Here is a 26,840-nt window from a genome sequence, read left to right as displayed (position 1 = left end):
TCCGAGTAACGTTTTCCAGTTCGGAAAACGATTTCGGTATCACACAAATATTATAATCTTCTTTTTCTCTAAAAGCACCAGAAGAGTTGCATCCTAAATAGAGACGATCAGAGATTTATGGAATGAAAAAGTGATTCCATGAAACAGAGGATGAGATCGAAAGGCCAAGGTGACCATCATTTGTTACTGTATTGTTAAGAAGTTCAGTAACAAAAAGACGACAACCAATCAAATGGTTACCGCCTTACTTAGGTTTGAAAATTATTTAATCTCTATCCCTATTCGTTTAAAGCAGTTTTGATCAGGGCGTTTACCCGGGAATTGAACAGCAGGCCGATATGAGATACCAGGGAAACCTGAATATTGTTTGCCCCATCCAGACGGGAAAGTAAAGGGGATACAATGGTGTCACTAGTAGAATAGATGGAGGTAACCGTTATACCTTTGGGTGCTGAGGTTGTCGTTAACCGATTGGCTCCTCCGAGGGTGACAAGCTTGTCCACTTTGGAAGCTCCACCACGGTTCAGTATGTAATACAGGCTATTCGCCCCTCCCATACTATGAGCAACAATATGCACTTTGGAGTGGCCCGTTTCAAGAAGCACATTATCTACGAACCGAGCGATTGCTGCTGAATTCAGCGTCTGGTTTCCTTGTTTACTAGGCAGATCAATGGCAAACAACTCATCATTCGACCAGCCCTGACTCCGCAAGTAACTCTTAATAGCTGCAAAATTGCTATCCGAGCCCGTCAATCCATGGACGAATACTACAGGTGTACGTGCCGTGGCCGCAGATGCTTTGGAACTTGTACCCATGCCTGAAATGGAAAAGACCAGAATCATGCTCATGACCAGCATCAAAATAGATTTGCTTTTTTTCACTTTGTTCACTCTCCCTATTGGATTTAATGTTTATAACCATCATATAAGTAAAATTATGGTATTTAAATAGAGCTTTAGTCTCATTTTAATAGAAAAAAAACCGCGATAATCGCGGTTAAGGTGAAGTGATATACAGTTCATTAGAAAATGGTCGGTACCATCCCCCCATCCATCCGTATGGGAGAACCTTTAAATGCAGATGCGTACGGACTGCATACAAATGTAGTCAGTCTGCCTATTTCAGCGGGTCTGATAAATCGCTGTATCTGTGATTGGGGAAGGTTTGAGGACATAAAATCTTTTTCCTTTTCGAGAAAGGTCATGGCTGAATCTGCATAGATGCCTTCAATGATTTCCTGTACATTCTCCGAGAGTGTAGGTCCTGGCATAATCGTATTGACTGTCACTTCTGTTCCTTTTGTCAATATCGATAAGCTCTTGGATAATGACAGGAGCATGGATTTGGTCATGCAATACTGAGGCATCTGTCCGGATGGCATAACAGCCTCTTCACTCGCAATGAAGATAATGCGACCATAATCATTTTCCAACATTTTAGGTAAATAAAATTTGCATAATCCGTTTGCAGCAAGAACGTTTGTACGGAAGTATTTTTCCCAAATTTCATCATTGACGTCCTCATATTGCATGATTTCATATATCCCCATATTGTTTACTAGAATATCTATATTGGGAAATTGCTCAAATAAAGCTTCTCTTTGCCCAACGTCAACAATATCCGCTGTAGCATTCTGGGGAGACGTGTCCGGGAATTCAGACTTGATCTCCTGTACCGTTCGTTCGACCTCTTCATAATTACGCCCATTAATCAGCACATGGACCCCTTCTTTGGCGAGTTCTATGGCAATGGCTTTGCCTATGCCTTTTGTTGATCCGGTAACCAACGCTGTTTTATTTTTTAATCCCATATCCATCATTCATTTCTCCTTCTAAGTTACAATCAAATATCCTGTTGCACAATCTCATGTTGTACTTCGGATAATGACTATATTAACTTGTCAGGAATGTTCAGTAACTAGCGTGCCGCGCCATCGTTCATGCCGAACACGCCAATTCGAAGGAGTGTCATCTTCCCAAATCCGGAAAGCCCGGTAGAATGAGTTCTGGTCTTCATACCCAATCAGGAAAGCCACTTCTTTAATATCGAGCTTGGGATCAGCCAGGTACGCCAGTGCCTGCTCATGTCTCGCTTGTGTCAGTAAATGTTTGAAGCTTGTGTTCTCGTCACGAAGTCGACGCTGTAAGGTACGATCGCTCATATTGAGTTCTTTTGCAACAGTCTGCACATCCGGGCGTTCTCCGGTGAGACTGCGTTTCATGATCCATTTGACCATTTCGCCTATCGATTTAGCACCCTGCTGATCATCCAACGAACGATCCAGAGCAGGGGTCAGGATCTCCAACAACTCTTGATTATAAGAGAGAAATGGACGGTCCAGATCTCTTCGGTATAACGATAACCGATTCGTTTGAGCACCCACCCGCACAGGACAGCCAAAGTATGACTCCAAGGCTTGTACATCACCCATGTCATGCGAAAATTCAACCCAACGCGCTGTCAAAGGTTGACCTGTACCCCGGCGCCCAATCTCCATAAGACACGCAAGTGTAATTCCCACCAGCAATGGCGGACCAGGTTGCTCGCTATTTAACCATTCCAGCTCAATGATACAGTGGTCATCCTGCTCGGTCATACGCAAGCTTTCGGGAGGGCACTGTTGTTTATAACGAGCCATACGGTTTAAAGCATCACGGTAATCACGGGCATGATAAGTTGCCAATACGGTTGGTGGATACTTCGATGTTTCAAAGACGGTCGCCAGCTTGATAATTCCCTCGGCAGCGTCACCAATAAGATCAGCATAAGCCCGCCAGATTGCGAAGTACTCCGCCGTATTAACGACTGAATCCGTAATAACAGTGAGCGGCAGTTGTGCTGTACGTGCTACAACGTGAGCAGCAATTCCCAATTGCTCTATACCTGCCCAGAATCCTGCCGGAATTTTAATACGGTCGGTGAACTGAGATTTCATACCTATGTCCCCCCCCTTTTTTATCAATCTATAGTTGAGAAGTAAAAACACTCCATTTTACGCCAGTTCATACGTATTATTCAGCTTCCAGCTTTATTTTCTTGCTTAACGATCCATCCACTTTACAGGGACTCACTTCCTTTTGCAATGTCTTCATTACTTCCTGGCCATTTTTTAAAGGTTTGATGATTTGGCTTTTAGGAAGTAGACTAATAAGGATAGACTATAAAAGTAACACGTGTAGGGAAAGGGGTCTCATAATGTCATCCAGTGTTATTGACATGCTGCAGCTTGAATACCAGCGTTTTTCAACGAAAGAAAAGGAAATAGCCGACTATGTGATGCGCAATAAATCATCCATCAATAACATCAATATTAGGGATTTGGCTGCTTACACCAACGCGTCCATGTCAACCATCACTAGATTTTGTAAAAAAGTAGGTTGTTCTACCTTTGTTGATTTTAAAATCAGGCTTAACCGTGAAGTTCATCACCCCCGCAATGAAACGGATTTTTTCATAAGAACCCAGCAAATCCATAATGATATCATAAACGCGACCGCTGAAATGCTGGATAGCGCCAAAATCGAACAGGTTGTCCAGTACATAAAAAAAGCACGCAAAATCTATGTCTATGGTTTGGGAAGTTCAGGTTTATCTGCTCTGGAGTTTAAGTACAGGCTCATGCGAATGGATATCGTCATTGATGCGGTGACCGATTCACATATGATGATCATGAGTGCTTCTCTTCTGGGCGAAGATGATCTGGTCATTGGTTTATCCAATTCAGGGCGAACATTAGAGGTCAGTGATGCATTAAACGCGGCCAAAAAAAGAGGAAGCAAAGTCGTTGGAATTACTAATTTTGATCATACACCCCTGTCTGAAATCTCGGATTTGTGCATTTTCACCCCGGATATCGGGCGAACCGGTGATGTGAACTTCATCAACAGCCAACTGGCCATCATTTACATCCTGGATGTGATTTCTCTTCTATTACTTGAGGATGAACATTTACTCAGAGCGCGGCAGCAAACGCTACAAGCGCTATATTCTGCTGAATAAGAAAACAGCCAACCTGATTCGTTGGCTGTTTTTTATGCTTTCTCCTTTTATTTCACAGCAGGAGAAGACGGCTTCAATTTTGCAATTTCAGAGACAAAACGTTCCGTTATTTGTTGCGGGCGGGTAATGGCTCCACCGACAACAACACAATAGACTCCAACTTCCAGACACGTTATTGCCATCTCAGGGGTCATGATATTTCCTTCCGCAACGACAGGTGTTTGTACACTAGCGATAATTTCTTTCAAGGCTGCAAATTGATTATCGTAAAGCTTGAGCCCTGCGGTCTCCTCTGTATATCCGACCAATGTAGAGGAGATCAGATCAAAACCAAGTCGTTCTGCATGGATGGCTTCCTCTTTGGTTGAAATATCCCCCATTAATAGCAGTTGAGGATGTTTGGTGCGAATTTCATGTACGAATTCATCCAGTGATTTACCGTCCGGTCGTGCACGCAACGTCGCATCAACCGCAACGATCTCTGCATGCACCTCGGCAAGCTCATCCACTTCCCGGATCGTTGGTGTAATAAACACGGGGTTCGTTCCGTAATTTCTTTTCACAATACCGATGACTGGAAGATCAACCTGTTCCTTGATCTCTTTCACATCTGCCGCCGTATTCGCACGAATACCTATGGCGCCTCCCTCTTTTGCTGCGACTGCCATGCGTCCCATGATGAACGAACTATGAAGCGGCTCATGCTCCAATGCCTGACATGATACGACGAGACCGCTTTGTAAACCCAATGTATCTAAATTCATTGCAATTACTCCGTTTCCATAATTTCTTCGATTTCATTTTTGATCACCGTTACCTGAGGGCCGTAGATAACCTGTACTCCGTTTCCTACCAGGACAACCCCTTTGGCTCCCGTAGCTGTAAGTGCATCCTTTTGAACCTTCTCTATATCCTTCACGGAAACGCGAAGCCGCGTTGCACAGCAATCCAACTCATTAATATTATCTGCACCGCCCAATCCATTTAGGATGGCTATCGATCGTTCTTCCCCTTTTGCTGATGACGATGCATTCGTTTGCTGACTTTGTGTTTTGGTGTCTGTTTCCGATGTTACCTCTTCCTCGCGTCCCGAAGTTTTTAGTTTGAGCTTAACGATCAAGATTCGGAAGGTGAAGTAATAAAGGAAGAACCAGACCACTCCGATGATGGGAACGATAATCCAGTTGGTTTTGGCATTACCCTGAAGTATCCCGAACAAGATAAAGTCGATTAATCCACCGGAGAACGTCTGACCGATCGTAATCTCAAAAATGTGCGAAAGCATAAATGCCAAACCATCAAATACGGCGTGAATGACATACAGAATTGGAGCAACAAACAGGAATGAGAATTCCAGAGGCTCCGTAATGCCTGTTAGGAACGAGGTGAGCGCCGCAGACAACATCAGTCCGCCAACTACTTTTTTACGTTCAGGCTTGGCCGTATGATAAATAGCGAGGGCGGCACCGAGCAGGCCAAACATCATGGTAATAAAACGCCCTGACATGAATCGGGATGTACCCGAGAAGAACTTCTCCGTTGCAGGGTCTCCTAATTGGGCAAAGAAAATATTCTGTGTTCCTTCGTAAACTTTACCCGCAACCTCCATTGTTCCTCCGAGGCCCGTCTGCCAGAAAGGCAGATAAAAAATGTGGTGCAACCCAAGTGGCCCCAGCATCCGTAAAACAAATCCGTAAAACAGTGTTCCTATATACCCTGTTCTATCAACCAAACTGCCAAGCTGTGCGATGCCGAGCTGGATAGTTGGCCAGATCAGGAACAAAGCAATACCAATAAAAATGGCTGCAAAAGATGAAACGATAGGAATGAAACGTGAACCTCCAAAGAAGCCAAGGAATTGAGGAAGCTCTATTTTATTGTACCGATTATGAAGCCATGCGGTAACCAGTCCGACAACAATCCCGCCGAGTACGCCGGTTTGCAGTGTTTGGATTCCGAGCACCATACCTTGACCGGCACCAGCCAAATTCTCTACTTCAAGTTTCCCCGAATTGACCAGCATCGCATTAATGGATGCATTCATGACCAGATAGGCAAGACCTGCAGCCAAACCTGCTGTACCTTTGTCCGCTCTGGCGAGTCCAACAGCCACGCCAATGGCAAAGATTAATGCCAGATTATCAAATACAATACTTCCCGCACTGCTCATAACCGTAAACACTTGCTGCAACCACGTGATTTGCAAAAATGGATACGAGTTAATCGTATTGGCATTGGACAGGGCCCCTCCAATCCCCAGTAATAGACCCGCCGCTGGTAAAACAGCAATAGGAAGCATAAACGATTTACCAAACTTCTGAGCCTTCTCAAAATATTGCTTCACAGGATATCCACCTCTCTAAAACTATTTTCATTTACATAATAATTATGAAAATGGTTTTCGTCAATATAAATTTAAATCGCTTTCATAACGAGTGAGGTCTACTCATTGGATTCGTTTGGGCGATTGTTCATTTCATCTTGGATAAATCATCCTGAGATAGTACATATTATGTGCATCTTCTATTGATAAGAGGTGGATCATGACCATTCAGCCTGCTGCTTTCTCAGAATTAGGCAAGAACATCGCATATGTGGAACAATCCCTTTTTCAGACCGATGACCTAAAGAAACAATCCATTTCATTGAATGGAGTAGAGGGCGTACTGCTGTATATAGATTCTCTTATAGATCAGGAGATCATCCAGACCCATGTATTGACATCATTATTGGACCACACCAATTCAGGCGGTGATCCATTATTTACTACATTGGGTAGTCAAAAAGAAACCGATCTGCAAATGGCTACAGATGCAGTCATTCAAGGGAAATGCCTTTTTATGCTGGAAGGAACTGCTGAGTTTTATATTCTTTCTACCGAGAAAATTTATGCCCGTACTACAGACGAGCCCGAGAACGAAGGGGTTATTCGAGGCGCACACAATGGTTTCATCGAGCAACTTTCTGTTAATTTGAATCTAATCCGCAGACAAATTATTAGCCCCTCACTCATCGTTCGATATTTTAATGTGGGAGAGAAAACACGCACCAAAGTTGCTATTGTCTATCTTCAGGATGTAACCAATCCCGAGCTGGTGGAGAAAGTGAAAGATCGTATTTTGGCTATCTCGTCAGATATGGTTCTGGCTCCTGGATTTATTGAAGAGTTTGTGGAGGACAATCCATTCTCCCTGTTCCCACAGCAGCTTAGTACGGAACGCCCTGATCGGGTTATTGCCAATTTGATGGAAGGACGAGTGGCCATTCTTGCCGAAGGCAGTCCCACAGCTCTTATCGCTCCAGTGACGTTTTTTGCTTTTTATCAGAGCCCGGACGATTATCACGGTCGGTGGATGGTCAGTTCCTTTTTAAGATTAATTCGCATGATGAGTTTTATCATTGCTTTCACTTTGCCTGCTGTTTATATCGCAACCATCTCCTTTCACTCTGCCATTTTGCCTCTGGAGCTGGCACACACGATCAAAAAATCATTACAAAACATCCCGTTCCCTGCCCTTGTAGAAGCGATGCTGCTTGAACTGATCTTTGAAGTATTGAGAGAAGCCGGGGTTCGACTGCCCAGCCGCGTGGGTCAAACCATCGGTATCGTTGGCGGTCTGGTTATAGGAGATGCCATTGTGCGTGCAGGCCTTGTATCCTATACGATGATTATTGTTGTGTCGCTAACTGCGATCTCTTCGTTTCTGGTACCTTCTCATGAGATGAGTTCAGCAGTGCGTATCCTACGTTTTCCGATGATGGTTGGGGCAGCCATTTTTGGATACATCGGCATTGCTTTTGGTCTGGTTATTCTTACGATTCACCTGTGCAAGCTGGAAACGTTCGGTTCTCCCTACTTTGCTCCCGTGGCGCCTTTTCGGTTATCCGATATGAAGGATGTATGGATTCGTTTTCCCATCTGGGCGCTTCGTCAGCGTCCCCATGATGCCCGGCCGCAACAGTTGACACAACAGAAGTTCTCTAGGAGTTGGAAAAAACGTGAATAATGAGAGTACGATCACAAGAGGACAATTGTTTTTCCTTATTTTAAAATTTGAAATTGGCGTGGATATATTATCCCTCCCTTATCGAATCCATCTTATCTCCCACGGCGGGGGATGGATTTCTGTCTTTCTTGGAGGTATCCTGATTCAATTGATCGTCCTCTTGTGCTGGCTTCTAATGCGCCGTTTCCCAAGTTCTTCAATATATCAAATTACAACCCTGATTACAGGCAATTGGATTGGAAAAATACTGATTGTTGCGTACATCGGATACTTCCTGTTAATGGGTACCTCTGTTCTGGTGAATGCCTATGGTGTCATTAATCGCTGGATGCTGCAGAACACTCCCCGATGGGCCATACTGGCCCTCTTTTTGTTCAGCAGTATATATCTGGTTCGCCAAAAATTAAGAATTATTGCGCGTGTGCTTGTACTCATTTCGTTTTTGGTCATTCCAATGATGGTATTGATCAGTTATGGACTCAAGGAAGTTAATTTGCTCTACATACTCCCATTAACTGAAGCTGGCTGGTCCCGCATTATCAGCGGCTCAGACGAAACATTAATGGCCATGTTTGGGTTTGAGTTTGTTCTCATTGTGTTTCCTATGGTGGAAGGTAAAAGCGCGGGGAAACTGAAGTCCACTGCTGCAGCAAGTGCGGTCGTCGTTTTGCTCTATGCATTTACGGTTTTCATTTGCTCAACCGCATTCAGCCCACAGCAACTGGACTTAATGCCTGAACCTGTCATATATCTGCTCAGATCCATCCCGCTTGGCACCATGGATCGAGCTGATTTCCTGTTTCTCCCTATTTGGTTAATTTCAATTTTTGGTGCCATTTGTGGGTACTATTATGCGGCATCTTATGGCTTAAGTTACCTGTTCAAACAAAAAGACCATAAAAAAGCTGTGCCTTATATCGTCATTGCTTCCTGCCTCATTGCCTACCTGCCACAACAACAGGAACAGCTTGAGCTAATCAGTACGATTGCCAACAGATCGGCTTATTTTTTTCTCGTGATCCTGCCTTTTCTGCTGCTGGCCCTGTCTTATATTATGAAACGGAAGGAGAAGTTGATATGAGGAAACGAGGCATCGCCTCTGGTTTGATGGCACTGCTCATCCTTACCACAGGCTGTTGGGACCAGGACAGTTTAAAGGATGCGAGACTGGCTAATGCTTCAGCGTATGATATAACCTCAGAAGGCAAAATCAAACAAACCCTGGAAATCGTTGATGATTCTGAAAGTCAACAAGGAACCAGTGATAATGAAATACACTCAGGTACCGGACGGTCCGTTCGCCAAAGCACAGATACGATCCGAGCGAAAGTGACCGGTGACATTCGCTTCTTCAAATATGGAATGATTCTATACGGTAACAAACTTGCACAAAACGATATTTATCCATATTTGGATGTTTTGTATCGGGAACCGGATTATCCGACCTCACACGTAAAAATTGCCATTGTTGATGGTGCAGCAGGCGACCTGTTAAATCAAAAAAGAGTCGGAAGAATATTGATTGGTGAGTTTATGACGAAAAAAATGAAGAGTCTGGAGGAATTATGCATATTTCCTGCGATGACACTCGAAACCCTTCTTCCTCCCATGCTCGATCCGGGACAGGATTTTGCGCTGCCCTATCTGTATAAAGATGGAGAAGAGATTGCTGCCAGGGGAATTGCTCTGTTTCATGGGCAAAGGTTTACTGGGAGTCTGAATGTGGAACAAGGGCCGCTGTATGTTATTATGAGCGGAAAATGGAATAAGACGGCTCGCTTTGTCAAAAAGATCCATTCAGGATCTGCTAACGATCCGAGAAATTATGTCACTTACGAGGCAAAAACGGAAAAAATCAAACGAAAGCTGGCTGTTCATGTGAATAAAGACAATCAGATCGATGTAAATCTTCGAATTCAACTTCCCGTAAATATTGTGGAGTATCCCATGAATCACCTTCAGCAGAAGGGTACTATTGAACACCTGAACCGTGAGCTATCCGAGGCCATGACCCGGGATGCGGAGATGATTGTCCAGACCCTTCAACGAAGTGGTTGTGACTCATTTGGCATTGGCAGGCAGTTAATTGCTCATTATCCGGACTTTTGGAAACGTTTGAATTGGAACAAAGAATATGCTCAAGTACGATTTCACCCGGAAGTTACAGTGAAAGTAGTCGCCAATGGTGTGTTGAATTAGCTGCTCAACGAGTTGATCGCCACCGAAGAATCGTCATCGAGATGCGTTTCAAAAGGAATCAAGTGTTTCTTTGTTAGCCTCACTCTAATATGGACTTTTGAACCGTTTTGGGCAGTTTAAGGATGACCCTCTCGTACGAGTGATCAATCATGTCAAAGACGTCTGTCTCTGGCAACGAACCATCGATGACAATCGTATTCCAATGTTCTTTATTCATGTGGTAGCCCGGTCGAATGGCTTCATGTTGCTCTCTCAAGTTTTCTGCAATCACCGGGTCACATTTCAGGTTAAGGTAGGGATAGTTCTCTTTATCTTCAAAAAAAAGGGCGAACATTTTACCTGCAATTTTGAATACTACAGGATTCGATCCAAATGGATAATCTTTAGTCGCGCCCTTCTTTTTCAAACAGTATTCTATGATAGTATTCATATCTGTGCCTCCTTCAAAAATCCCATCGTCAATTTGATTACAACTTGTACATTATAGCTGATTGTTGCTTGGACATCACTTGTTTGTTAGTTCAGTGCAGACAAAAAGCATCGTAACCCAGTGATATCGGGTACGATGCTTTGTCGGATGAAACCTCATCACGCTCACTCAGAATATATTTCCGTGTTTTCACTTAAACCGATCACCGGATATGAAATACCCCAGGTAGCGGGAGTTCTCTAATTGGTTACATATTAATTGTCTGCCTCCAATTTTGCGGCTCCCTCCAGCAGGAACACGCCGCTGAGCTGAGCGCTAAGGTCGAGCGGATTCTGGGCTGTTTTGCCCCAAGCCTGACCGAATAATCCGGTGTCCCGGCTGCTCTTCAGCAAGGCCTGGGCATTGCGATAAACCGCCTTTTTCAGGCTCTTGTTATGCCCAACTTCATATAACTCAACCAGATAGCGGATCAGTATACCTTTAAATAAAGCACCATCCCCGTCGCCGTTTTCTTTGAATATGCCCGTCTTCTCATCTGTTAAGGTCTTCAACGAACCGGCTGCTGTTTTCTCGGCATCTCTCAAATATGTCTTATCTCCTGTGATCCGGTAGAGTTCGACACCCGCTCCGATAAACGTGCCCTGATTATACGTGAAGATCCATGCTTCATTCACATCAAGTGTGCCATCCTCCCGCAGCACCAACCCATCCGCTACCAGGCCCGTTTTCGGATGAACCAGATATTGTTTCTCCCAATCATATATTTTTTGGGCCCATTCCAGATCCCGAACATCGCCAAAACGTTCATACAGCCTTGCAGCCAGGATGGCGGCAGGCCCATTAGAGCACGCATTTCGGTTATCTCGCTGATCCTTTTTCCAAGCCATACCGCCAAGCTCATCTTCCCACCAGCCCGTCTTAATGTCATCCCACAGCTCCAGTACGTATCCCTTCATCTCTTCACTGCCGGTTGCATCATACAGACGAAGCCCAGCAAGCGCAAGCCATTCCATATCATCGTAGAATTCATTGTGAAGTGAGCCATTGCGTGCAATGATACTGCGAACGAGTTGTTCTGCACGCTCGGTGTACGCCTTGTCTCCTGTTCGTTCGTATCCGTCCACCAATGCATCGACCGCATGAGCCTTCCACCAGTAATTCAGGGCATGTTCACCTTCTGGTGTGGATGGATAAGCATTATTCATCATTTTAGCTGCATCGTTCCAGTAGTATTCAGTCAGCTTCCCTTGTGCCCACTGCGCCTGATCCGCATAACGATTCTTGCTGCCGCTTGTTGCCCCCATGGTAGTGACCAGAATAATACTGAGTACCAGCGTGAGGCTCACCATTTTCCTTTTGCTCATCAGATCCCTTCCCTTCTCCAATTGACGTATAACGAACGGTTCACTCGTAAAACAGGGACATTTATGTATGCTCTAGCTCAGATGTCCCTCTCCCTGACGTGGTGTTCCTTCACCTCCTTTCGAACCAAGTCAAGGCGGCTAATCATGCTTGATACCCGATCTACCTATTCTTTCACTGCCCCCAGAACGATGCCGTGAATTAAATAACGCTGCAGAAAAGGATAAATTAGCAGAATTGGAATCATGGAGACCAGAATCTTGGCAGAATTCAACGTTGTGTTGGAAATTTTATTAAACTGCTGCAGCTGTTCGACCGAAAGATTCTGCATCTGATCACGTGTGAGGCTGAGCCTCTGCAAATAGGTCTGGAGCGGTATTTTGGAGCTGTCGTTAATCAGAATGATCCCGTCAAAGAAATTGTTCCAGTGCCCGACAATGACAAACAGCGTAATGGTTGCCAGACTCGGCATGGAAATGGGAATGAAGATTTTGAGCAGGATTTTAAGCGGACTGGCACCGTCAATAAATGCGGCCTCCTCCAGCTCCTTCGGAATTCCCTTGAAGAAGTTCATCAGGAGAATCACATTAAAGACTGGGACTGCTCCCGGCAGAACCAAGGCCCAGATGCTGTTGATTAACCCCAAATTGCTGATCACCATATACCAGGGCACGATTCCGCCGCTGAAAAGCATCGTAAACACAATAATCCACATATATGTGTTTCTCGATCTGAATTGTGTAACGCTGCGAGATAACGGGTACGCCATCAGGATGGTCAAAATCATGTTGATGGCTCCCCCAAGCACCACCCTCTCGACGGAGATCAGAAAAGCCCTCCAGAACTTCGTATCATTCAGTATCTGTCCATACGATGAGAAATTCAGCTCCACTGGAAAAAAGTAGACCCGGCCTGCATTCACAGCCGTACTGCTGCTGACGGACACCATAATGGTATTGACAATCGGGGCCAGGGACATGAACGTAATCAGGATCAACGCAAACATAATCAACAGGCGGGATAGCCTGGAGCCGAGCGATTTGGATTGAATCATGCTAACCCTCCTAGAAAATTCTGTACCCCGCATACCTCGAAGCCAGCCTGTAGGAAATCACGATCAGTACAAAGCTGATGACCGATTTCATCAGTCCAATCGCGGTTGCAAATGAATATTGCATGTTGATCAGACCCATACGGTACACAAAAGTATCGATAATATCGCCTGTTTCATATACCAGCGGATTATACAAATTAAACACTTGATCAAAGCCCGCATTCAGTACATTGCCAAGACTTAGCGTGCCTAACAGGATAATGGTCGGAAACATTCCCGGCAGCGTGATGTTCAGTGTCTGTTTCCAGCGACTTGCGCCGTCCATTGCAGCGGATTCGTACAATGCAGGATTGATCGCCGTTAATGCAGCCAAATAGACAATCGTCCCGTAGCCAAATTCCTTCCAAGTATCCGTTACAATGAGCAGCGGCCTGAACCAGTCATTGCTCGCCAGAAACATAATCCGCTCCAGGCCAAGAAATTCAAGAAAGTTGTTTATCATACCATCGAAGGAAAAAATCATGGTCAGCATTGTGCCCAGAACCACCCAGGACATAAAATGTGGCAAATAGACGACGGTTTGAATCGTGCTTTTAAATGCCTTCAGACGCACCTCATTAAGCAGCAGAGCGAATACGATGGGTACAATCAACCCTAGAACAATCTTCCCGACCGCGATAACCAACGTATTCACAAAGATCTGCTTCGCGTCCGGCAGTTGAAACATATATGTGAAATTGGAAAGCCCTGCCCATTTGGACCCGAATATACCCTTGGCAGGAATGAACTTTTGAAATGCCATCACAACCCCGAACATCGGTACAATCGAGAAAATGAACAGCATGACCATGCCAGGCAGCAGCATAAAATGATAAGTCATTTCGTCAAAGGTTTTACGTTTCTTTTTCCTCCGGTAGCGTATTTCCCGCTCTGGATTAACGGTTGTTTCCATTTGCGTCATTGTCCGTTCCACCTCCATCTTATGCCTGATTGGACAGGCTTTATCGGCGAAAGCCCGTGCGGAAGACCACCATCAGGCTTGGCTTCCGCACCGAAGCTCACGCAATCGTCATCTTTTGCTCATCTCGTTGACTTCTTCTGTAATCTCATCACCACCCGTACGCTTCCAAATGTCGACAAACGTATCGAATTCATCTACGGGGGCTTCCCCCATAATGATCTTAAGCATGGTTTCCTCTTCGAGCTTCTGTAGATTCGCCCACTTCAGCTTCATCGTCTCGGTTGTTCCATAAAAGCCTGCCGGGATCACTTCCAGATTCGGGTTGTTCGCCTCACGCTGTCCCTCGATCCGGGAGAGGTATTCACCGTAGGTATTTGCATCGATTGTATTGCCTTTCTCTTTGAATTCCTGATAGGCCATGAATGAAACTACACGATCTTCCTGAACTGCGGATGCATCTCCTGCTTCATCTGCCTTCATCAGATCATCGTAATAACGCTTCAGCACATCATCATAATCCACTTGCATCGGAATCTGGGTAGGGTCATTGTTCCAGCGACTTGCATCGGTCAGCAACTCGTCGGGATGCTCTTTCTTGTAATTGATTGCGTCCTCTGTTAAGGAGTACAGGAAATCCGTTGTTAAATTGACTGATTTCATAATCGCTTCAGGATGCGCAAAATCCTTCTTCACAACGACGATACCACCGCCCACGGGGTCCTGTCGGATCGTCTTGAACTTGCCATTCTCATCCACTGGTGCAGATACGGCCACCCAGACTGCTTCCGGATCTTGCTTGATGGAATCCTTGTAGTTGGTATAGCCGATCCACCATGGGTTAAACACCATGCCGGCCTGCCCGTTGATAACAAGGGCTTCCTTCTCTTCATTCGACCGGACCGCAAACTGTTTATCAATCAAGCCTTCTTTGTACATGGCGCTCAGCTCTGTCAGCGCTTGCTTCACTTCAGGCTGAACAGATCCATATTCAACCTGACCGTCCTTCTGTATCCAGTTCATTGGAAAGGCACCGTGCGCAGCGAAGATCGGCGTAAAGTTCATCGCATTGGAATCCATGACCATGCCTACCGTCTTGCCTGTTCCCGAAACGTCCTTCTCCACGAATGTTCTGGCGAGGTTCCATACATCCTCGACGGATTCCGGCAGCTTCGCGCCGACTTTATCCACCCAGTCTTTCCGGACCCACAGCAATTGGTGCTGGTTCCCGATATTTGTCATGGGAAGGCCCATGATTTTGCCGTCCACCTTTACCTGATTCAGCAGCAAATCTCCGTAGGAACCATAAATATTTTTAACGCCCTCAGATGCTGTTTTCTCGTAAACCTCCGTCATGTCAGCGATCAGATCATTATCCACCAGTTGATTAAATATTTCGCGGCTGACAAGCATAACATCCGGCAGGTCGCCTGTAGTCATCGAGAGTGACAGCTTCTGATCCATATCGTCCGTTTCCCAAGCGACCTTGGCCTTGACGTTCACCCGATCCTCTACATAGCGCGTAGCCAGATTGTCTTCAATGGTGTCGCCGGCGGGCAGGTTGTTCACATGATTGGTATTCCGGCCAATCGTAAATTCCACGGGTGTCTCATATTTGCCGTATGGTTCATAGTCCTGCTGCGAAATTTGCGGTTGTGCGCTCTCGTTGTTTCCTGCGTTACATCCACTGAATACAGCCATCATCATGCTGCCGATCAGCAGCGTTGCCATCTTTCTGGGTTTGTTCATCCTGTCATCCCCTTTATCTGATCTGATTTGCTTTTGATAACCAAATTGTATGCGTTTTCAAAAACGGCGTATATGCCACATTTTTCGGATATGTATCACTTTTTTTATGACCTCCAACTTGCTTTATTTTTCTGGTTTAAACGTTTCTAAAAGGAACAAAACAAGCGGTTGCCTCAGCAACCGCTTTAGTATCAAATCTACGTTATACATATAGCCGAATACACCTATGAGGCGGGAAGAACGATCGACACTTCCGTTCCGGTGCCTGGCTCACTATGAATAACAAGTCCGTAATCCGGACCATAATACAGCTTGATTCGGTCATTCACGTTTCGCACACCACATCCGCCGTTCTCCCCGGTCAGCAACCGTGTCGTCTGCCCAGACGTCATGCCAACACCATTATCACGAACGGTTAATTTAATCACCTCTCCCACCCGGCAAACGGCAATGTGAATGTGATAATGGGTCCCATTTGCCTCCACAAAGCCATGCTTGATGGCATTCTCTACAATCGGCTGCAAAATAAAATGAATAATTTCGGTATGTAAAACCTCGTCATGGATATGGTAATCCACATCAAATCGGCCATCGTTCATGATGAGCTGCAAATCCAGATAGGCCTTAATATGCTGCACCTCAGCTTCAATGGTGGCTATATGCCTCCCCTGGTTTAGTGTTGTTCTATAGAAACGGGCTAACGCAGATACCATATAACTCGTTTCAATATCCGCCTTCTTTTCGGCCCTCCACCGTATAAATGAAAGTGTATTGTACAGGAAATGTGGATTAATCTGACTGATCAACTTGTTATATTCACTTTCCTTCTTGGCAATTTCAGCGTGATACACCTGGGAGATCAGACTGTTAATTCTTTTTAGCATCTTGCCAATGCCATTCGTCAGCTCACCAAATTCATCCCTCGATGAACTTCGGATCATCACATCCAGATTGTTCCGCTCCACTTTGTCGACTTTGTTCTTGATATGGATAATTCGTTGCGTAAAGTTATTGGAGATGACATAAATGAGCAGGAAGGTAATAATTAGACTCAGGATGATGACAAACAGCGTAATTCGAAAAATGCCCAGTGCATTTGCGTACGCATTGGTATTCAGCAGATTATAGTGAATCGTCCAGCCATTGTTGGCGAGCGACCGACTTAAACTCAGATCACTGGTCTCCCCATCTTCAGTTCCTCTGGTCATAGCAGCTCGCTCATGGTTTTTCCGGAAAATCACCTGCTGCTTCACGTCCTCTATATGAACGGCCACATGTTCCGACAGATTGTCCAGGTCTGCAAAGATACGATCATGCTGAATGGAGATCACCATAAAATTGCTGTCTTTCGGATTGCTGATCAGTTCCTGAACGAGATAAAGCTTCTTCCCATCCACAATCCAGCGCCTGCCCCGAAATCCGTCATACCAGGGCTTGCTCTTAAGATCACCGATGGGCAAAATATTATTGCGGATTCCCAACAGCTCCCCCGATGTATAAAAGGTAATGCCCTCAATATCATCGTCCATCAGCCGGATGTTCGAGATTAATGGCTCCAAAATGTCCCGGAAGTCCAGGTACATATCATAATAATTTTCTCCGTAGTCTTTCGTAAATATTTGCGATAAGTCCCGATTAAGTACCATGAACTCACTTAGCGTGTTGTACCGATTAATCTTATAATCCATAATGCTGGCCACCTGTTCCAGACTCGCTTCAGCTTCGCTCCGCAACTCTTTCATTTGAATTCGGTAGGATTGAATGAAGGAGAGCAGTCCAAGCAGAAGAATCGGAATAAGCGCAATCACAAGATGGGACAGCAGCAGCTTGTTTCGAAACCTGATATCATTGAATTTGCTCTTGATCCATCCGATCATGAAGCACCCCGCACTCTCTGAACTGTAACGGACTGACGCCGAACCTGTTTCGGAACAGCTTGGCAAAATAAGAATGATTGTCGATGCCAACAGCCCCGGCAATATCATTAATTTTCATATTCGAGTGAGTCAACAGATAGCTTGCACGCCGCAAACGGTAATCGGTCAAATATTTCGAGAAGTTCTCACCAGTTTCTTTTTTAAATAAAATGCTCAAATATCCAGGGGATAGGTACACATCATGAGCTGCCTCAGACAATGATATATCTCTCTGATGGTTATCCTTCACATAATTTTTCACCTGTCGAATGACCTTCGATTCCATGGATTCCGGTGCAGGACCCCCGCCATATGGACGGATCTGCGTGATATCCTCCATCACCTGTAGAAACTCTTCCCTGACCAGTGGCTTAAGCAAGTAATTCACCACACCCAGCCGAATCGCACTGCGGGCATATTCAAATTCATCATAACCACTGCAGATGACAATCTTTACATCCTGCTGGGTCTTCCGTGCTTGTTTACTTAGCTCCAGTCCATCCATAAGAGGCATTTTGACATCAGTGATGAGAATATCAATCGCGTTCTGAACCAGAATTCGCTCAGCGCTCTTCCCGTTCTCAGCTTCCCATACTTGAAAGGGAAAGCCATAGTGAGAGATCAAATTCTTAATGCCTTCTCTTTGAACGCACTCATCGTCAACAACAAGAACATTAAACATCATGACATCTCCTTTGCAAGAAAAAGTGAGTGAACGTACGGGCCATACCATGAGGAGAAATATCTTTTTATCCATCGTATGGCAGTTATTTCGTAGTATATCACAGATTTAGAAAGGGCTTTCAAAATGGATTTTCACCGATTTTTCCCTTCAAAACAAAAAGAGCCGCCATGTGGCGACTTTTTTCGTATAAGCTTATCCTTTAACTGCTCCCAGAGCGACACTGCCTATAATTTGCTTGGAGAATACCGCAAAAACAATGATAATAGGCAAGATCGAAATCGCAACGCCCAGATACAATAGTCCGTAATCCATGCCGTAGTATCCCTGCACCAGAGCCACGAGTACCGGAAGCGGATATTTATCCAGAGAGAAAAACAGGACGAGCGGTGTGAGAAAATTGTTCCATGAGCCGATAAAGGTGAATATGCCAAGAGCCGAAATGGCCGGTCCAAGAATAGGCAGTACAATCTGATTGAAGGTGCGAAACTCCCCCGCACTATCCACACGTGCGGATTCAATGATTTCATCAGGAATGCTGCTCTCCATGAATTGTTTGATAAAGAATACATTAAATGCATTCGCCGCTGCGGGCAAAATAATCGCTGCATAGCTGTCCAGCAGCCCTAATGTACTGAACAGACGATACATTCCGATCAAAGCAAGCTGTCCGGGTACCATCATTGTTGCTAGCAAAAACAGGAATAATCCTGTGCGACCCTTGAATTTAAACTTGGCGAAGCCGTATCCCGTGAGGGAACCGATGTATAAAGATAACACTGTCGATGTTCCTGCAATGAAAAAGCTGTTTGCAAACCCGCGCCAGATATTGATTTTGGAAGCCATGTTCGTATAATTATCTACTAAAAAGGGCCCGGGCAGAAACGTGAATGTCGATGCAATCGTAGCATTGTTGTGCGTGGAATAGATCAGCATGAGATAAAATGGAATGATACAAATCACGGCGAGGCTAATCAGAAACAGATAAATAATGACCTTTCCCATGGTCAGACGTTTCACACTAGCATATTGCTGTATAGCAGCGTTTCGTTGTTCGATTGGTTTTACGGTCTGCATTTCTTTTCCCCCTCCCTATGCACGGCTTTTGCGCTTCGTCATCATAAAGGATACAACCGAGAGCAGAATAATGATGATGAACAGACAGAATGCAATGGCCGCCCCGTAACCAAAGCGCGTGCTCTGGAAGGCTACATTATACAAGTACATAATACTGGTCATGGCGGCACGGTCCGGACCACCTGTTCCATTCGTCAATGTAAACGGCTGATCAAAAATCTGAATGCCTCCAATGATAGATGTGATCATCTGAAACAAAATGATTGGCCGTAACATGGGAACGATAATGTGAATGAAAATATGCTTTTTCTTGGCGCCATCCATTTGGGCTGCTTCCTGCAGAGCCGGATCGATGCCCTGAAGACCTGCAAGATAGATAACCATGGAGTAGCCAAAGTATTGGAAAAATAAAATGGAAGAGACAATCAGCCGCATGAACCAGGGATCATTTTTCCAGTTAATCGGGTTGTCAATGAGTCCTACCTGAACCAGAAAATGATTCAATCCGCCGGATTGCCAATCGAAGATCAGACTCACAAGCAGACCCAGCGAAGCAGCGGTAACGATGTTGGGAAAGAAATAAACCGCTCTGAAAATATCTCTTCCCTTAAGCAACTTATCGTTGAGAATAAAGGCGAGCACAAGTGAAACCGTAAGTTGTGGAACCACAGAAACTCCCCAAATAAACAGCGTGTTAAACAGTGTTTTGTAGAACAGTGGATCTTGCAGAACGGCAACATAATTGCCGATTCCAACAAAGTCCGGCGTGGTGATCCCGTCAAAGTTGGTAAAGCTGATATACAGCGAATACAGGATTGGATATAGTCCAAAAATGGCGAAAAGAATAAAAAACGGAGCTATGAAATAGTAGCCATAGTGGTCTTTGCGGATCGATTTGGCAAACATGTTCTGTACCCCCAGTCATCGGATGATAAAAAGGCATTCGCTCACTTCCAAGCTAATTCACTTCCAGCTCCGGAAATCTCAATTTGACATCCCGTTTGATTCGCTTGACCGCTTCTTCCTTGGTCTGGATGTCTTTATTGAGATACAACTGAAGTACTATTTTGAAAATGTCATTGTTAATGACCGTATCATACTTGGTTCGTTCATACACAGGAATCTGCTTGGCTGCTTCCGAGAAAAACTCAAAGTGCTTCTGCCCGCCTAAATAGGCTGAGGTTACGGATTTTGCCAGCTCATCATTCACCACCATATTACTTGTAAAATAGTCTTGCTCCTTCGCAAGCTTGGTCAGGAAATCATGATCAAAGTTATAAAACTCAATAAACTTCCAGGCCAGATCCTTTTTGTCGCTCTTGCTATACATTGCAATATAGGTTCCGCCGGCACTGAATGCTGATGGTCCTGGTGCGAGGCCCCATAACCCTTCCGCATCGGGGGCATTTGCCTTGAAGGTATATTGCAATGCCCAGGTTGCGCCAGGATAGAACATCACCTCACCTTTCTGCATGGAAGCAGCATATCCGGCACTTCCATCTTCATATTCGGCAAGTACATGCCGCTCACGGGCTTCCCGAACCAGATCCAGGATCTGCATATAGGTTGGATCAATGACGAGCTTTCCGTCTTTGACCCATGGAATACCATCATATGAATTGGATATCGCATTCCAGTTGGCAAGGGCGTGGACTTTATTGCCACTCTGCTGCTGTACCCTCTCTCCAATCTCGAATATCTTCTCCCATGTATCGATTTGCGGCGCCACTTTCTCCGGATCATCCGTGCCTAGATATTTTTTGGCCAGATCTCTTCGGTAATAAATACCCCCGGGCGTTCCCTGGTAGCCAATTGCTTTGACATTTCCTTGGCTGTCCTTCTCATTCGCTTGCACAAAAGCATACTGCTCCGGGATCAGATCATTGGCGTTATACGGTGCTGCCGACAAATTCTCCAGATAAGGTACATCAATCAGTTCTCTTATATTTCCATTCTCGATCATAAACACATCTGGAGCCTTCGACGCTGTCTGGAGTGCGGATTTCAACTTGGTGATATAGAAATTACCTGGGATATTGACAAAGTTCACCTTGATGTCCGGATACTTCTCTTCGAATTTCTCAATGGCGTAATGTGCCTCGTCCGTAAAACTCCATACCGTAATCTCCTCCTGCTTGTTTCGATTCGCTTCACCTGACTGGCAACCGGATACCATGATTAATGCGCTTACAAGTGCAATGATGGAGATATACTTCAGCTTCAAGTTCTTCATAGGCCCCCTCCTTCAAAAAGGAAACGCTTACAATTTATTAGAGTATATGGATTTTAGAGAGGGCTTTCTCACCAAATATTGCGAATCATCCTTCATATGTTGTGATATTCTTGCGATGCTTCTTGCGAAATTCCGACGGTGTGCAACCATTATATTTTTTGAAAAGACGATTGTACGAGTTCACATTGTTAAACCCATGCCCCATTGCGATATCCAATATGGAATCCTCACGGAACAATAACGCCCACTCCGATTTGATAATCCGAAAATGGTTCAGATACTCCATGAGTGTGATTCCCTTGATCTCTTTAAACAGCTTGCATACATGAAACTTGCTGAATTTGATATGCTCTGCCACTTGATCCAGCTTGATGGGTTCAGCATAGTGCTCCTCCAGATACGCACAGACAGATTCCAGAAATTCAAACTTTTTGGAAGCGGTACAGAGTAATCCTGAATTCATTCCAGCTGTAATCGGAGCCCTTGTACGCAGCATGTGAACAATAAGATCGTACAGTCTGGCTACCATTAGCCAGCGGTATCCCGCCTGTTGATCCTTCTCTTCATTCAATAGGGCATCTATATATTTCCCCATATTTCTCTCGGAACTGATATTTGACGGGATGACCACCGTTTTATTGAAAAGCTCTCGCAGATGCTGTGTTTCCTTATCCGTTGTGAAACTTCCCGTCAGCAACTCCAGTCGAAACTGAATAATAGTTAAATGATTGGTGCCCGGCAAGAAACAATGAACATCCCCTGGTTTGATAAGCAGCACATCTCCTTGGTTCAGCTCATGTACATGGTTATTCACACCTATTCTTGCATTCTTCCCATTCACGACAACCATTTCCACCTCTTCATGCCAGTGGGCGGCAAAATTAAACGGATTACCGGTATGAATCACCCGGATCGGAAGTCCTTCTGTCATATGACCTGTTTCAAGAAAAGTAGGTACACCCATCCAATCATCCTTTCCTTATTTTCCAGTTCAACAACATTTACCTTGTATTACTATTATGCATGAAACGGTTCTCTCCTCTAAGTCTGGATAAAAAAATGAGATGCCTGCAAAAAAAATTGCAATAGAATTATTTGGCCCTCTCATCAGTTTAGGAGTGATCAGACTGAACCATAAAAAGATGAAAGAACAACAGTTCAGTGAAAACATAGCTGGATGAGTAACGAGAGCCCGAATTAATCAGTCCCAACATTTTACCAACGCCAGCTATAGCCTATGGCTATAGCTGGATATAATATAATGGAATTACATTATAACTCTGAATCTGTGATAAATTTTCTTTAACATATTGTAGAGGAGTTTTACGAATGGTGAAGAGCAGTGTATTGGGATATCCAAGAATTGGTGCCGATCGGGAATGGAAGAAAGCGTTGGAGGCATTTTGGTCTGGCAAGCTCCAAGAAACAGATTTTCAAGCACGATTGCAGGAAATCCGTTTAGATCATTTGCGCAAACAGCAAGAAAAAGGTATCGATCTCATTCCAGTCAATGATTTCAGTTACTACGATCATATCCTGGATACAGCCGTTATGTTCGGAATTGTCCCGAAACGGTTTACATATGACGGCGGCGCTGTTCCTTTGTCCGTCTATTACGGAATTGCCCGGGGAACAAAAGATGCAGCAGCAAGTGAAATGACAAAATGGTTCAACACCAACTATCACTATATCGTGCCTGAACTGGACGGTGCATCCCCTGCCCTTACAGAGAATAAACCCCTTATAGCTTATCGTGAAGCCAAAGAAAAGCTGGGTATTGAAGGAAAACCGGTTCTTGTCGGACCATTGACCTTCCTGAAGCTGTCCAAAGGATATGATAAATCCGAAACTGACGCTTGGCTGGACCGCCTGCTTCCCCTTTATGTTCAAGTGTTGCAGGAGCTTGCAAATGAAGGTGTTCAGTGGGTACAGATTGATGAGCCGATCCTGGTGACCAAAACAAGCGAAGCTGACCTACAGTTGCTAAACAAAATATATGAGACGTTTGCAACAGCGGTACCCGGTCTGAACATTATGCTGCAAACCTACTTTGAATCCGTCGAGAACTACAGCAGCATTGTTGCCCTGCCGGTTCAGGGCATCGGGCTCGATTTTGTACACGGGGCTTCGGGTAATATTCAGTCCATTCAAAATTCCGGTTTCCCGACAGATAAGATTCTGGGTGCTGGAGTTATTGATGGTCGCGGGATCTGGAAAGCCTCTTTACCGGGAAAACTGAAGCTATTGGATGAGCTGGCTGAACTGGTGACACCTGAACGTTTGATCGTTCAATCCTCATGCAGCTTGCTTCATGTTCCAGTAACGACAAAGCGTGAAACTAAACTCACACCCGAACTGAAAAATGCTCTGGCATTTGCAGATGAAAAGTTGGATGAAATTGTGCTGTTGACCAAAGCATTATCTGCAAGAGATGCTGGAATCATCGCTGAAATTGACAAGTCCGATCATACCATTCAGGCTCTCCAGCAATCTGAAGACCGCAACCGTGTTGCTGTACAAGAGGCCGTAGCTTCACTTCGTGTTCAACAGCCGGAACGTTCCCGTCCTTTTGCCGAACGTCATATTGCTCAACAAGCGAAATGGAAATTACCACTCTTCCCTACAACGACCATTGGCAGCTTCCCACAATCAGCAGAAGTGCGCAAAGCACGTCAACTGTGGCGTAAGGGTGAGTTGAACAATGAGCAATATGCTGCCTTTATCCGGGAGCAAATTGATATCTGGATCAAACTTCAGGAAGAGATCGAGTTGGATGTTCTCGTGCATGGTGAGTTTGAGCGTACCGACATGGTGGAGTTCTTTGGCGAAAAACTCGCAGGGTTTGCCTTCACACAATTCGGCTGGGTACAATCATACGGTTCCCGTTGCGTAAAACCACCGATTATATTTGGAGACGTCGCATTTATTGGGGAAATGACCGTTGAAGAAACTAAATATGCACAGTCCCAGACACAGCGCCCTGTTAAAGGGATGCTCACCGGCCCGATCACGATCATGAACTGGTCGTTTGTACGTGAGGACATCCCACGCGAGCACATCGCATATCAGTTGGCGTATGCGCTGAGACAGGAAGTCGAAGCACTTGAGCAAGCAGGCATCGGTATGATCCAGGTCGACGAGCCTGCGGTTCGCGAAGGATTGCCACTGAAGGAATCGGAGCAAGCCGATTATCTGGCCTGGGCGGTCAAAGCATTCCGCATTTCCACTTGCACGGTTCAAGATACGACGCAAATTCATACACATATGTGCTATTGCGAATTCCATGACATGATTGACTCCATCGAAGCCATGGATGCGGATGTCATCTCCATCGAGACCTCCCGCAGTCACGGTGAACTGATTCATAGCTTTGAATTGAACACTTACAAACTGGGAATTGGACTCGGGGTATATGATATTCATAGCCCGCGTGTTCCAAGTGTGGACGAAATGACCAGCATGATCGAACGTGCCTTGCGTGTATTGGACCCTAAACTGTTCTGGATTAATCCGGATTGCGGTCTCAAAACCCGTGGACTCGAAGAAACGGTCGCTTCCTTGCGCAACATGGTTGATGCAACCAAGATTGCCCGCGAAAAGCACGTTGCAACAACCGTTTAAGCGATACGTTTAACAGGCTTATTCTATAACTCAAAAGCCGGATTCCCCTACATTATGGGGTAATCCGGCTTTTATGATGAACACTTTTACAACTCGTGTTCCCGTTTATTTTTGTTTAACGATGAATTCTTTATAAAACTCAATTTTATGTTCAAGCATCTCATCTACAGTCTTTAATGTTTCAATCTGATTTTGAATCGAGAGTCTGTGCTCCTCCAAAAGAGACAACCGATCCAGTGTGGTATGATCTCCTTCCAAAAATAATGCGGCATATTTCTTAATGGTTACGATGGGCATTTGAGTTTCTTTTAATTTGATCACGAATTGCAGCCATTGAATATGAGAGTCATTGTATCGTCTGTCTCCACTCGCATCACGAGCGGGAGTAATAATCTGTTCTTTTTCGTAATACCGCAGTGTATGTGCACTTATCCCCAACATCTCAGCCGTTTCACCAATGGTATGCATATTAAACCTCCGAAGCGTTCTTCTTGACTTAGAGTTAACTCTAATCAGTATAATCAATTCAGCGTACATCCACAATAAATAAAATGCATGGATACTGAGGAGGAACTTATATGAAATATACCGTTATTACTGGCGCCAGCTCTGGCATTGGATATGAAGCAGCCCTGGCTTTTGCAGCTCGTGGAAAAAACTTGATCCTGGCCGCACGCCGAATGGAAGAACTGGAAAAGTTGAAATCCAAGGTTGCTGAGATGAACCCGGAACTGGATGTTGTCATTCGATCCGTTGACTTAGCTGTAAACGAACAAGTCCATGCGTTCTACGGAGGTCTTCAGGAGTATTCCATCGAGACCTGGATTAATAACGCTGGATTTGGCAATTTTGCTTCTGTCGGAGAACAAAACTTAAATAAAATCGAAAATATGCTTCATCTAAACATCGAAGCGCTGACGATTCTCTCCTCTCTTTATGTACGGGACTATGCAGAGGTGGATGGCACACAAATCATCAATATTTCCTCTGGCGGCGGATACAACATTGTTGCAGATGCTGTCACCTACTGTGCAACCAAGTTCTATGTAAGTGCCTTTACCGAAGGGCTAGCTCAAGAGCTGAAAGGAAAAGGAGCGCCTTTGCAGGCCAAAGTATTAGCACCTGCTGCAACAGAGACCGAGTTTGCAAAACGTTCATTTGATGTGGACCATTTTGAATATGACGGCACTGTTCCGAGATTCCACACCGCTGCACAGATGGCTGGATTCCTGCTCGATTTATATGACAGTGAGAAAGTGGTAGGCATTGTAAATGGAGCAACATATGATTTTGAATTAAAAGATCCAATTTATCCGTATGTAACGAGCAACCGAAAATAATCTCAGAATCGCACATCAGATGTAAAAAAGTCATTAGTCCAGATGATGTTCAGACCATATCTTTCTATTTTATATCTTATGAAATCGAAGTCTCTCGATGAAAAGCCGAGAGGCTTTTTTGGTTATTCTCTGCGATTTGGTTCCATGTAAACTCTTAAAATATTGGAACTCTATGAAAATTTTGCTATACTGATGTATGCTAGATTAACC

23 protein-coding genes are annotated in these 26,840 nt (G+C 44.8%); 6 read left to right on the top strand and 17 right to left on the bottom strand.

The features are described from left to right. Window positions 1-278 precede the first annotated feature (278 nt). The 3 genes from JNUCC31_RS30385 to JNUCC31_RS30375 all read right to left on the bottom strand — a co-directional run bounded on the left by JNUCC31_RS30385 (window position 279) and on the right by JNUCC31_RS30375 (window position 2,938). Window positions 279-860 (bottom strand): esterase/lipase family protein, encoded by a 582-nt coding sequence (locus JNUCC31_RS30385; protein ID WP_192273469.1) that lies wholly within the window; start codon window positions 858-860, stop codon window positions 279-281. Window positions 861-1,024: 164 nt separating this feature from the next. Next, window positions 1,025-1,819, bottom strand: a complete 795-nt coding sequence (locus tag JNUCC31_RS30380) for an SDR family NAD(P)-dependent oxidoreductase (RefSeq protein WP_192273468.1) — start codon at window positions 1,817-1,819, stop codon at window positions 1,025-1,027. Window positions 1,820-1,903: 84 nt separating this feature from the next. Then, a complete protein-coding gene (locus JNUCC31_RS30375) occupies window positions 1,904-2,938 on the bottom strand; it encodes an AraC family transcriptional regulator (RefSeq protein ID WP_192267019.1) in 1,035 nt (344 codons plus the stop codon). A gap of 260 nt (window positions 2,939-3,198) precedes the next feature. Between JNUCC31_RS30375 and JNUCC31_RS30370 the strand changes: the two genes are divergently transcribed. Further along, window positions 3,199-4,002: a MurR/RpiR family transcriptional regulator gene (locus JNUCC31_RS30370; protein WP_192267018.1), complete on the top strand. Its 804-nt coding sequence runs from the start codon at window positions 3,199-3,201 to the stop codon at window positions 4,000-4,002. A 47-nt stretch (window positions 4,003-4,049) separates the two neighbouring features. Here JNUCC31_RS30370 and JNUCC31_RS30365 read toward each other — a convergent pair whose 3' ends face one another. Together JNUCC31_RS30365 and ptsG are read right to left on the bottom strand one after the other, a co-directional pair. After that, complete coding sequence (locus tag JNUCC31_RS30365) at window positions 4,050-4,766, bottom strand: N-acetylmannosamine-6-phosphate 2-epimerase (RefSeq protein WP_192267017.1); 717 nt, start codon at window positions 4,764-4,766, stop codon at window positions 4,050-4,052. Between the two features lie 5 nt (window positions 4,767-4,771). After that, window positions 4,772-6,346, bottom strand: a complete 1,575-nt coding sequence (gene ptsG, locus JNUCC31_RS30360) for a glucose-specific PTS transporter subunit IIBC (RefSeq protein WP_192267016.1) — start codon at window positions 6,344-6,346, stop codon at window positions 4,772-4,774. Between the two features lie 199 nt (window positions 6,347-6,545). Here ptsG and JNUCC31_RS30355 point away from each other — a divergent pair, with 199 nt between their 5' ends. Genes JNUCC31_RS30355 through JNUCC31_RS30345 form a run of 3 tightly spaced genes read left to right on the top strand, consistent with a single transcriptional unit; the run spans window position 6,546 to window position 10,208 of the window. Beyond that, window positions 6,546-8,009, top strand: coding sequence for a spore germination protein (locus JNUCC31_RS30355; RefSeq protein ID WP_192267015.1), 1,464 nt, complete (start codon window positions 6,546-6,548; stop codon window positions 8,007-8,009). Further along, window positions 8,002-9,090 carry a GerAB/ArcD/ProY family transporter gene (locus tag JNUCC31_RS30350; protein ID WP_192267014.1) on the top strand — a complete coding sequence of 363 codons (1,089 nt, stop codon included), beginning with the start codon at window positions 8,002-8,004 and terminating at the stop codon, window positions 9,088-9,090. The genes JNUCC31_RS30355 and JNUCC31_RS30350 overlap by 8 nt, the downstream gene beginning before the upstream one ends. After that, on the top strand, window positions 9,087-10,208 hold the full coding sequence (locus JNUCC31_RS30345) for a Ger(x)C family spore germination protein (protein WP_192267013.1): 1,122 nt from the start codon (window positions 9,087-9,089) through the stop codon (window positions 10,206-10,208). Before JNUCC31_RS30350 ends, JNUCC31_RS30345 begins: the two co-directional genes overlap by 4 nt. A gap of 79 nt (window positions 10,209-10,287) precedes the next feature. Here the strand turns inward: JNUCC31_RS30345 and JNUCC31_RS30340 are convergent, their stop codons facing one another. The 11 genes from JNUCC31_RS30340 to JNUCC31_RS30290 all read right to left on the bottom strand — a co-directional run bounded on the left by JNUCC31_RS30340 (window position 10,288) and on the right by JNUCC31_RS30290 (window position 22,600). Beyond that, entirely contained in the window at window positions 10,288-10,638 is a 351-nt protein-coding gene (locus JNUCC31_RS30340) for an MmcQ/YjbR family DNA-binding protein (RefSeq protein ID WP_192267012.1), read from the bottom strand. Window positions 10,639-10,892: 254 nt separating this feature from the next. Next, entirely contained in the window at window positions 10,893-12,002 is a 1,110-nt protein-coding gene (locus tag JNUCC31_RS30335) for a glycoside hydrolase family 76 protein (RefSeq protein WP_228469320.1), read from the bottom strand. A gap of 164 nt (window positions 12,003-12,166) precedes the next feature. Beyond that, on the bottom strand, window positions 12,167-13,054 hold the full coding sequence (locus tag JNUCC31_RS30330; RefSeq protein ID WP_192267011.1) for a carbohydrate ABC transporter permease: 888 nt from the start codon (window positions 13,052-13,054) through the stop codon (window positions 12,167-12,169). A gap of 10 nt (window positions 13,055-13,064) precedes the next feature. Continuing rightward, window positions 13,065-14,015: an ABC transporter permease gene (locus JNUCC31_RS30325; protein WP_416234335.1), complete on the bottom strand. Its 951-nt coding sequence runs from the start codon at window positions 14,013-14,015 to the stop codon at window positions 13,065-13,067. Between the two features lie 108 nt (window positions 14,016-14,123). Continuing rightward, window positions 14,124-15,761, bottom strand: coding sequence for an extracellular solute-binding protein (locus JNUCC31_RS30320; RefSeq protein WP_192267010.1), 1,638 nt, complete (start codon window positions 15,759-15,761; stop codon window positions 14,124-14,126). Between the two features lie 224 nt (window positions 15,762-15,985). After that, window positions 15,986-17,638 carry a sensor histidine kinase gene (locus JNUCC31_RS30315; RefSeq protein ID WP_192267009.1) on the bottom strand — a complete coding sequence of 551 codons (1,653 nt, stop codon included), beginning with the start codon at window positions 17,636-17,638 and terminating at the stop codon, window positions 15,986-15,988. Next, complete coding sequence (locus JNUCC31_RS30310; protein WP_192267008.1) at window positions 17,607-18,362, bottom strand: response regulator transcription factor; 756 nt, start codon at window positions 18,360-18,362, stop codon at window positions 17,607-17,609. Before JNUCC31_RS30310 ends, JNUCC31_RS30315 begins: the two co-directional genes overlap by 32 nt. Before the next feature lie 192 nt (window positions 18,363-18,554). Then, window positions 18,555-19,436, bottom strand: coding sequence for a carbohydrate ABC transporter permease (locus JNUCC31_RS30305; protein WP_192267007.1), 882 nt, complete (start codon window positions 19,434-19,436; stop codon window positions 18,555-18,557). Between the two features lie 15 nt (window positions 19,437-19,451). Further along, window positions 19,452-20,342, bottom strand: coding sequence for a carbohydrate ABC transporter permease (locus tag JNUCC31_RS30300; protein ID WP_192267006.1), 891 nt, complete (start codon window positions 20,340-20,342; stop codon window positions 19,452-19,454). 52 nt (window positions 20,343-20,394) lie between these two features. Further along, window positions 20,395-21,669 carry an ABC transporter substrate-binding protein gene (locus JNUCC31_RS30295; protein WP_192267005.1) on the bottom strand — a complete coding sequence of 425 codons (1,275 nt, stop codon included), beginning with the start codon at window positions 21,667-21,669 and terminating at the stop codon, window positions 20,395-20,397. Window positions 21,670-21,754: 85 nt separating this feature from the next. Beyond that, window positions 21,755-22,600, bottom strand: coding sequence for a helix-turn-helix transcriptional regulator (locus JNUCC31_RS30290; RefSeq protein WP_228469319.1), 846 nt, complete (start codon window positions 22,598-22,600; stop codon window positions 21,755-21,757). Between the two features lie 398 nt (window positions 22,601-22,998). Here JNUCC31_RS30290 and metE point away from each other — a divergent pair, with 398 nt between their 5' ends. Beyond that, entirely contained in the window at window positions 22,999-25,290 is a 2,292-nt protein-coding gene (gene metE / locus JNUCC31_RS30285; RefSeq protein ID WP_192267003.1) for a 5-methyltetrahydropteroyltriglutamate--homocysteine S-methyltransferase, read from the top strand. Window positions 25,291-25,395: 105 nt separating this feature from the next. Here the strand turns inward: metE and JNUCC31_RS30280 are convergent, their stop codons facing one another. Next, complete coding sequence (locus JNUCC31_RS30280) at window positions 25,396-25,758, bottom strand: MerR family transcriptional regulator (RefSeq protein WP_192267002.1); 363 nt, start codon at window positions 25,756-25,758, stop codon at window positions 25,396-25,398. A gap of 110 nt (window positions 25,759-25,868) precedes the next feature. Between JNUCC31_RS30280 and JNUCC31_RS30275 the strand changes: the two genes are divergently transcribed. Then, a complete protein-coding gene (locus JNUCC31_RS30275) occupies window positions 25,869-26,630 on the top strand; it encodes an SDR family NAD(P)-dependent oxidoreductase (protein ID WP_192267001.1) in 762 nt (253 codons plus the stop codon). The last annotated feature ends 210 nt before the right edge of the window (window positions 26,631-26,840 follow it).

The sequence above is a fragment of the Paenibacillus sp. JNUCC-31 genome, from assembly GCF_014844075.1.
In the GTDB taxonomy this organism is placed as follows: Bacteria; Bacillota; Bacilli; order Paenibacillales; family Paenibacillaceae; genus Paenibacillus.
The sequence above is the reverse complement of the archived record's forward strand: the minus strand, read 5'-3'. Positions and strand labels throughout refer to the sequence as shown.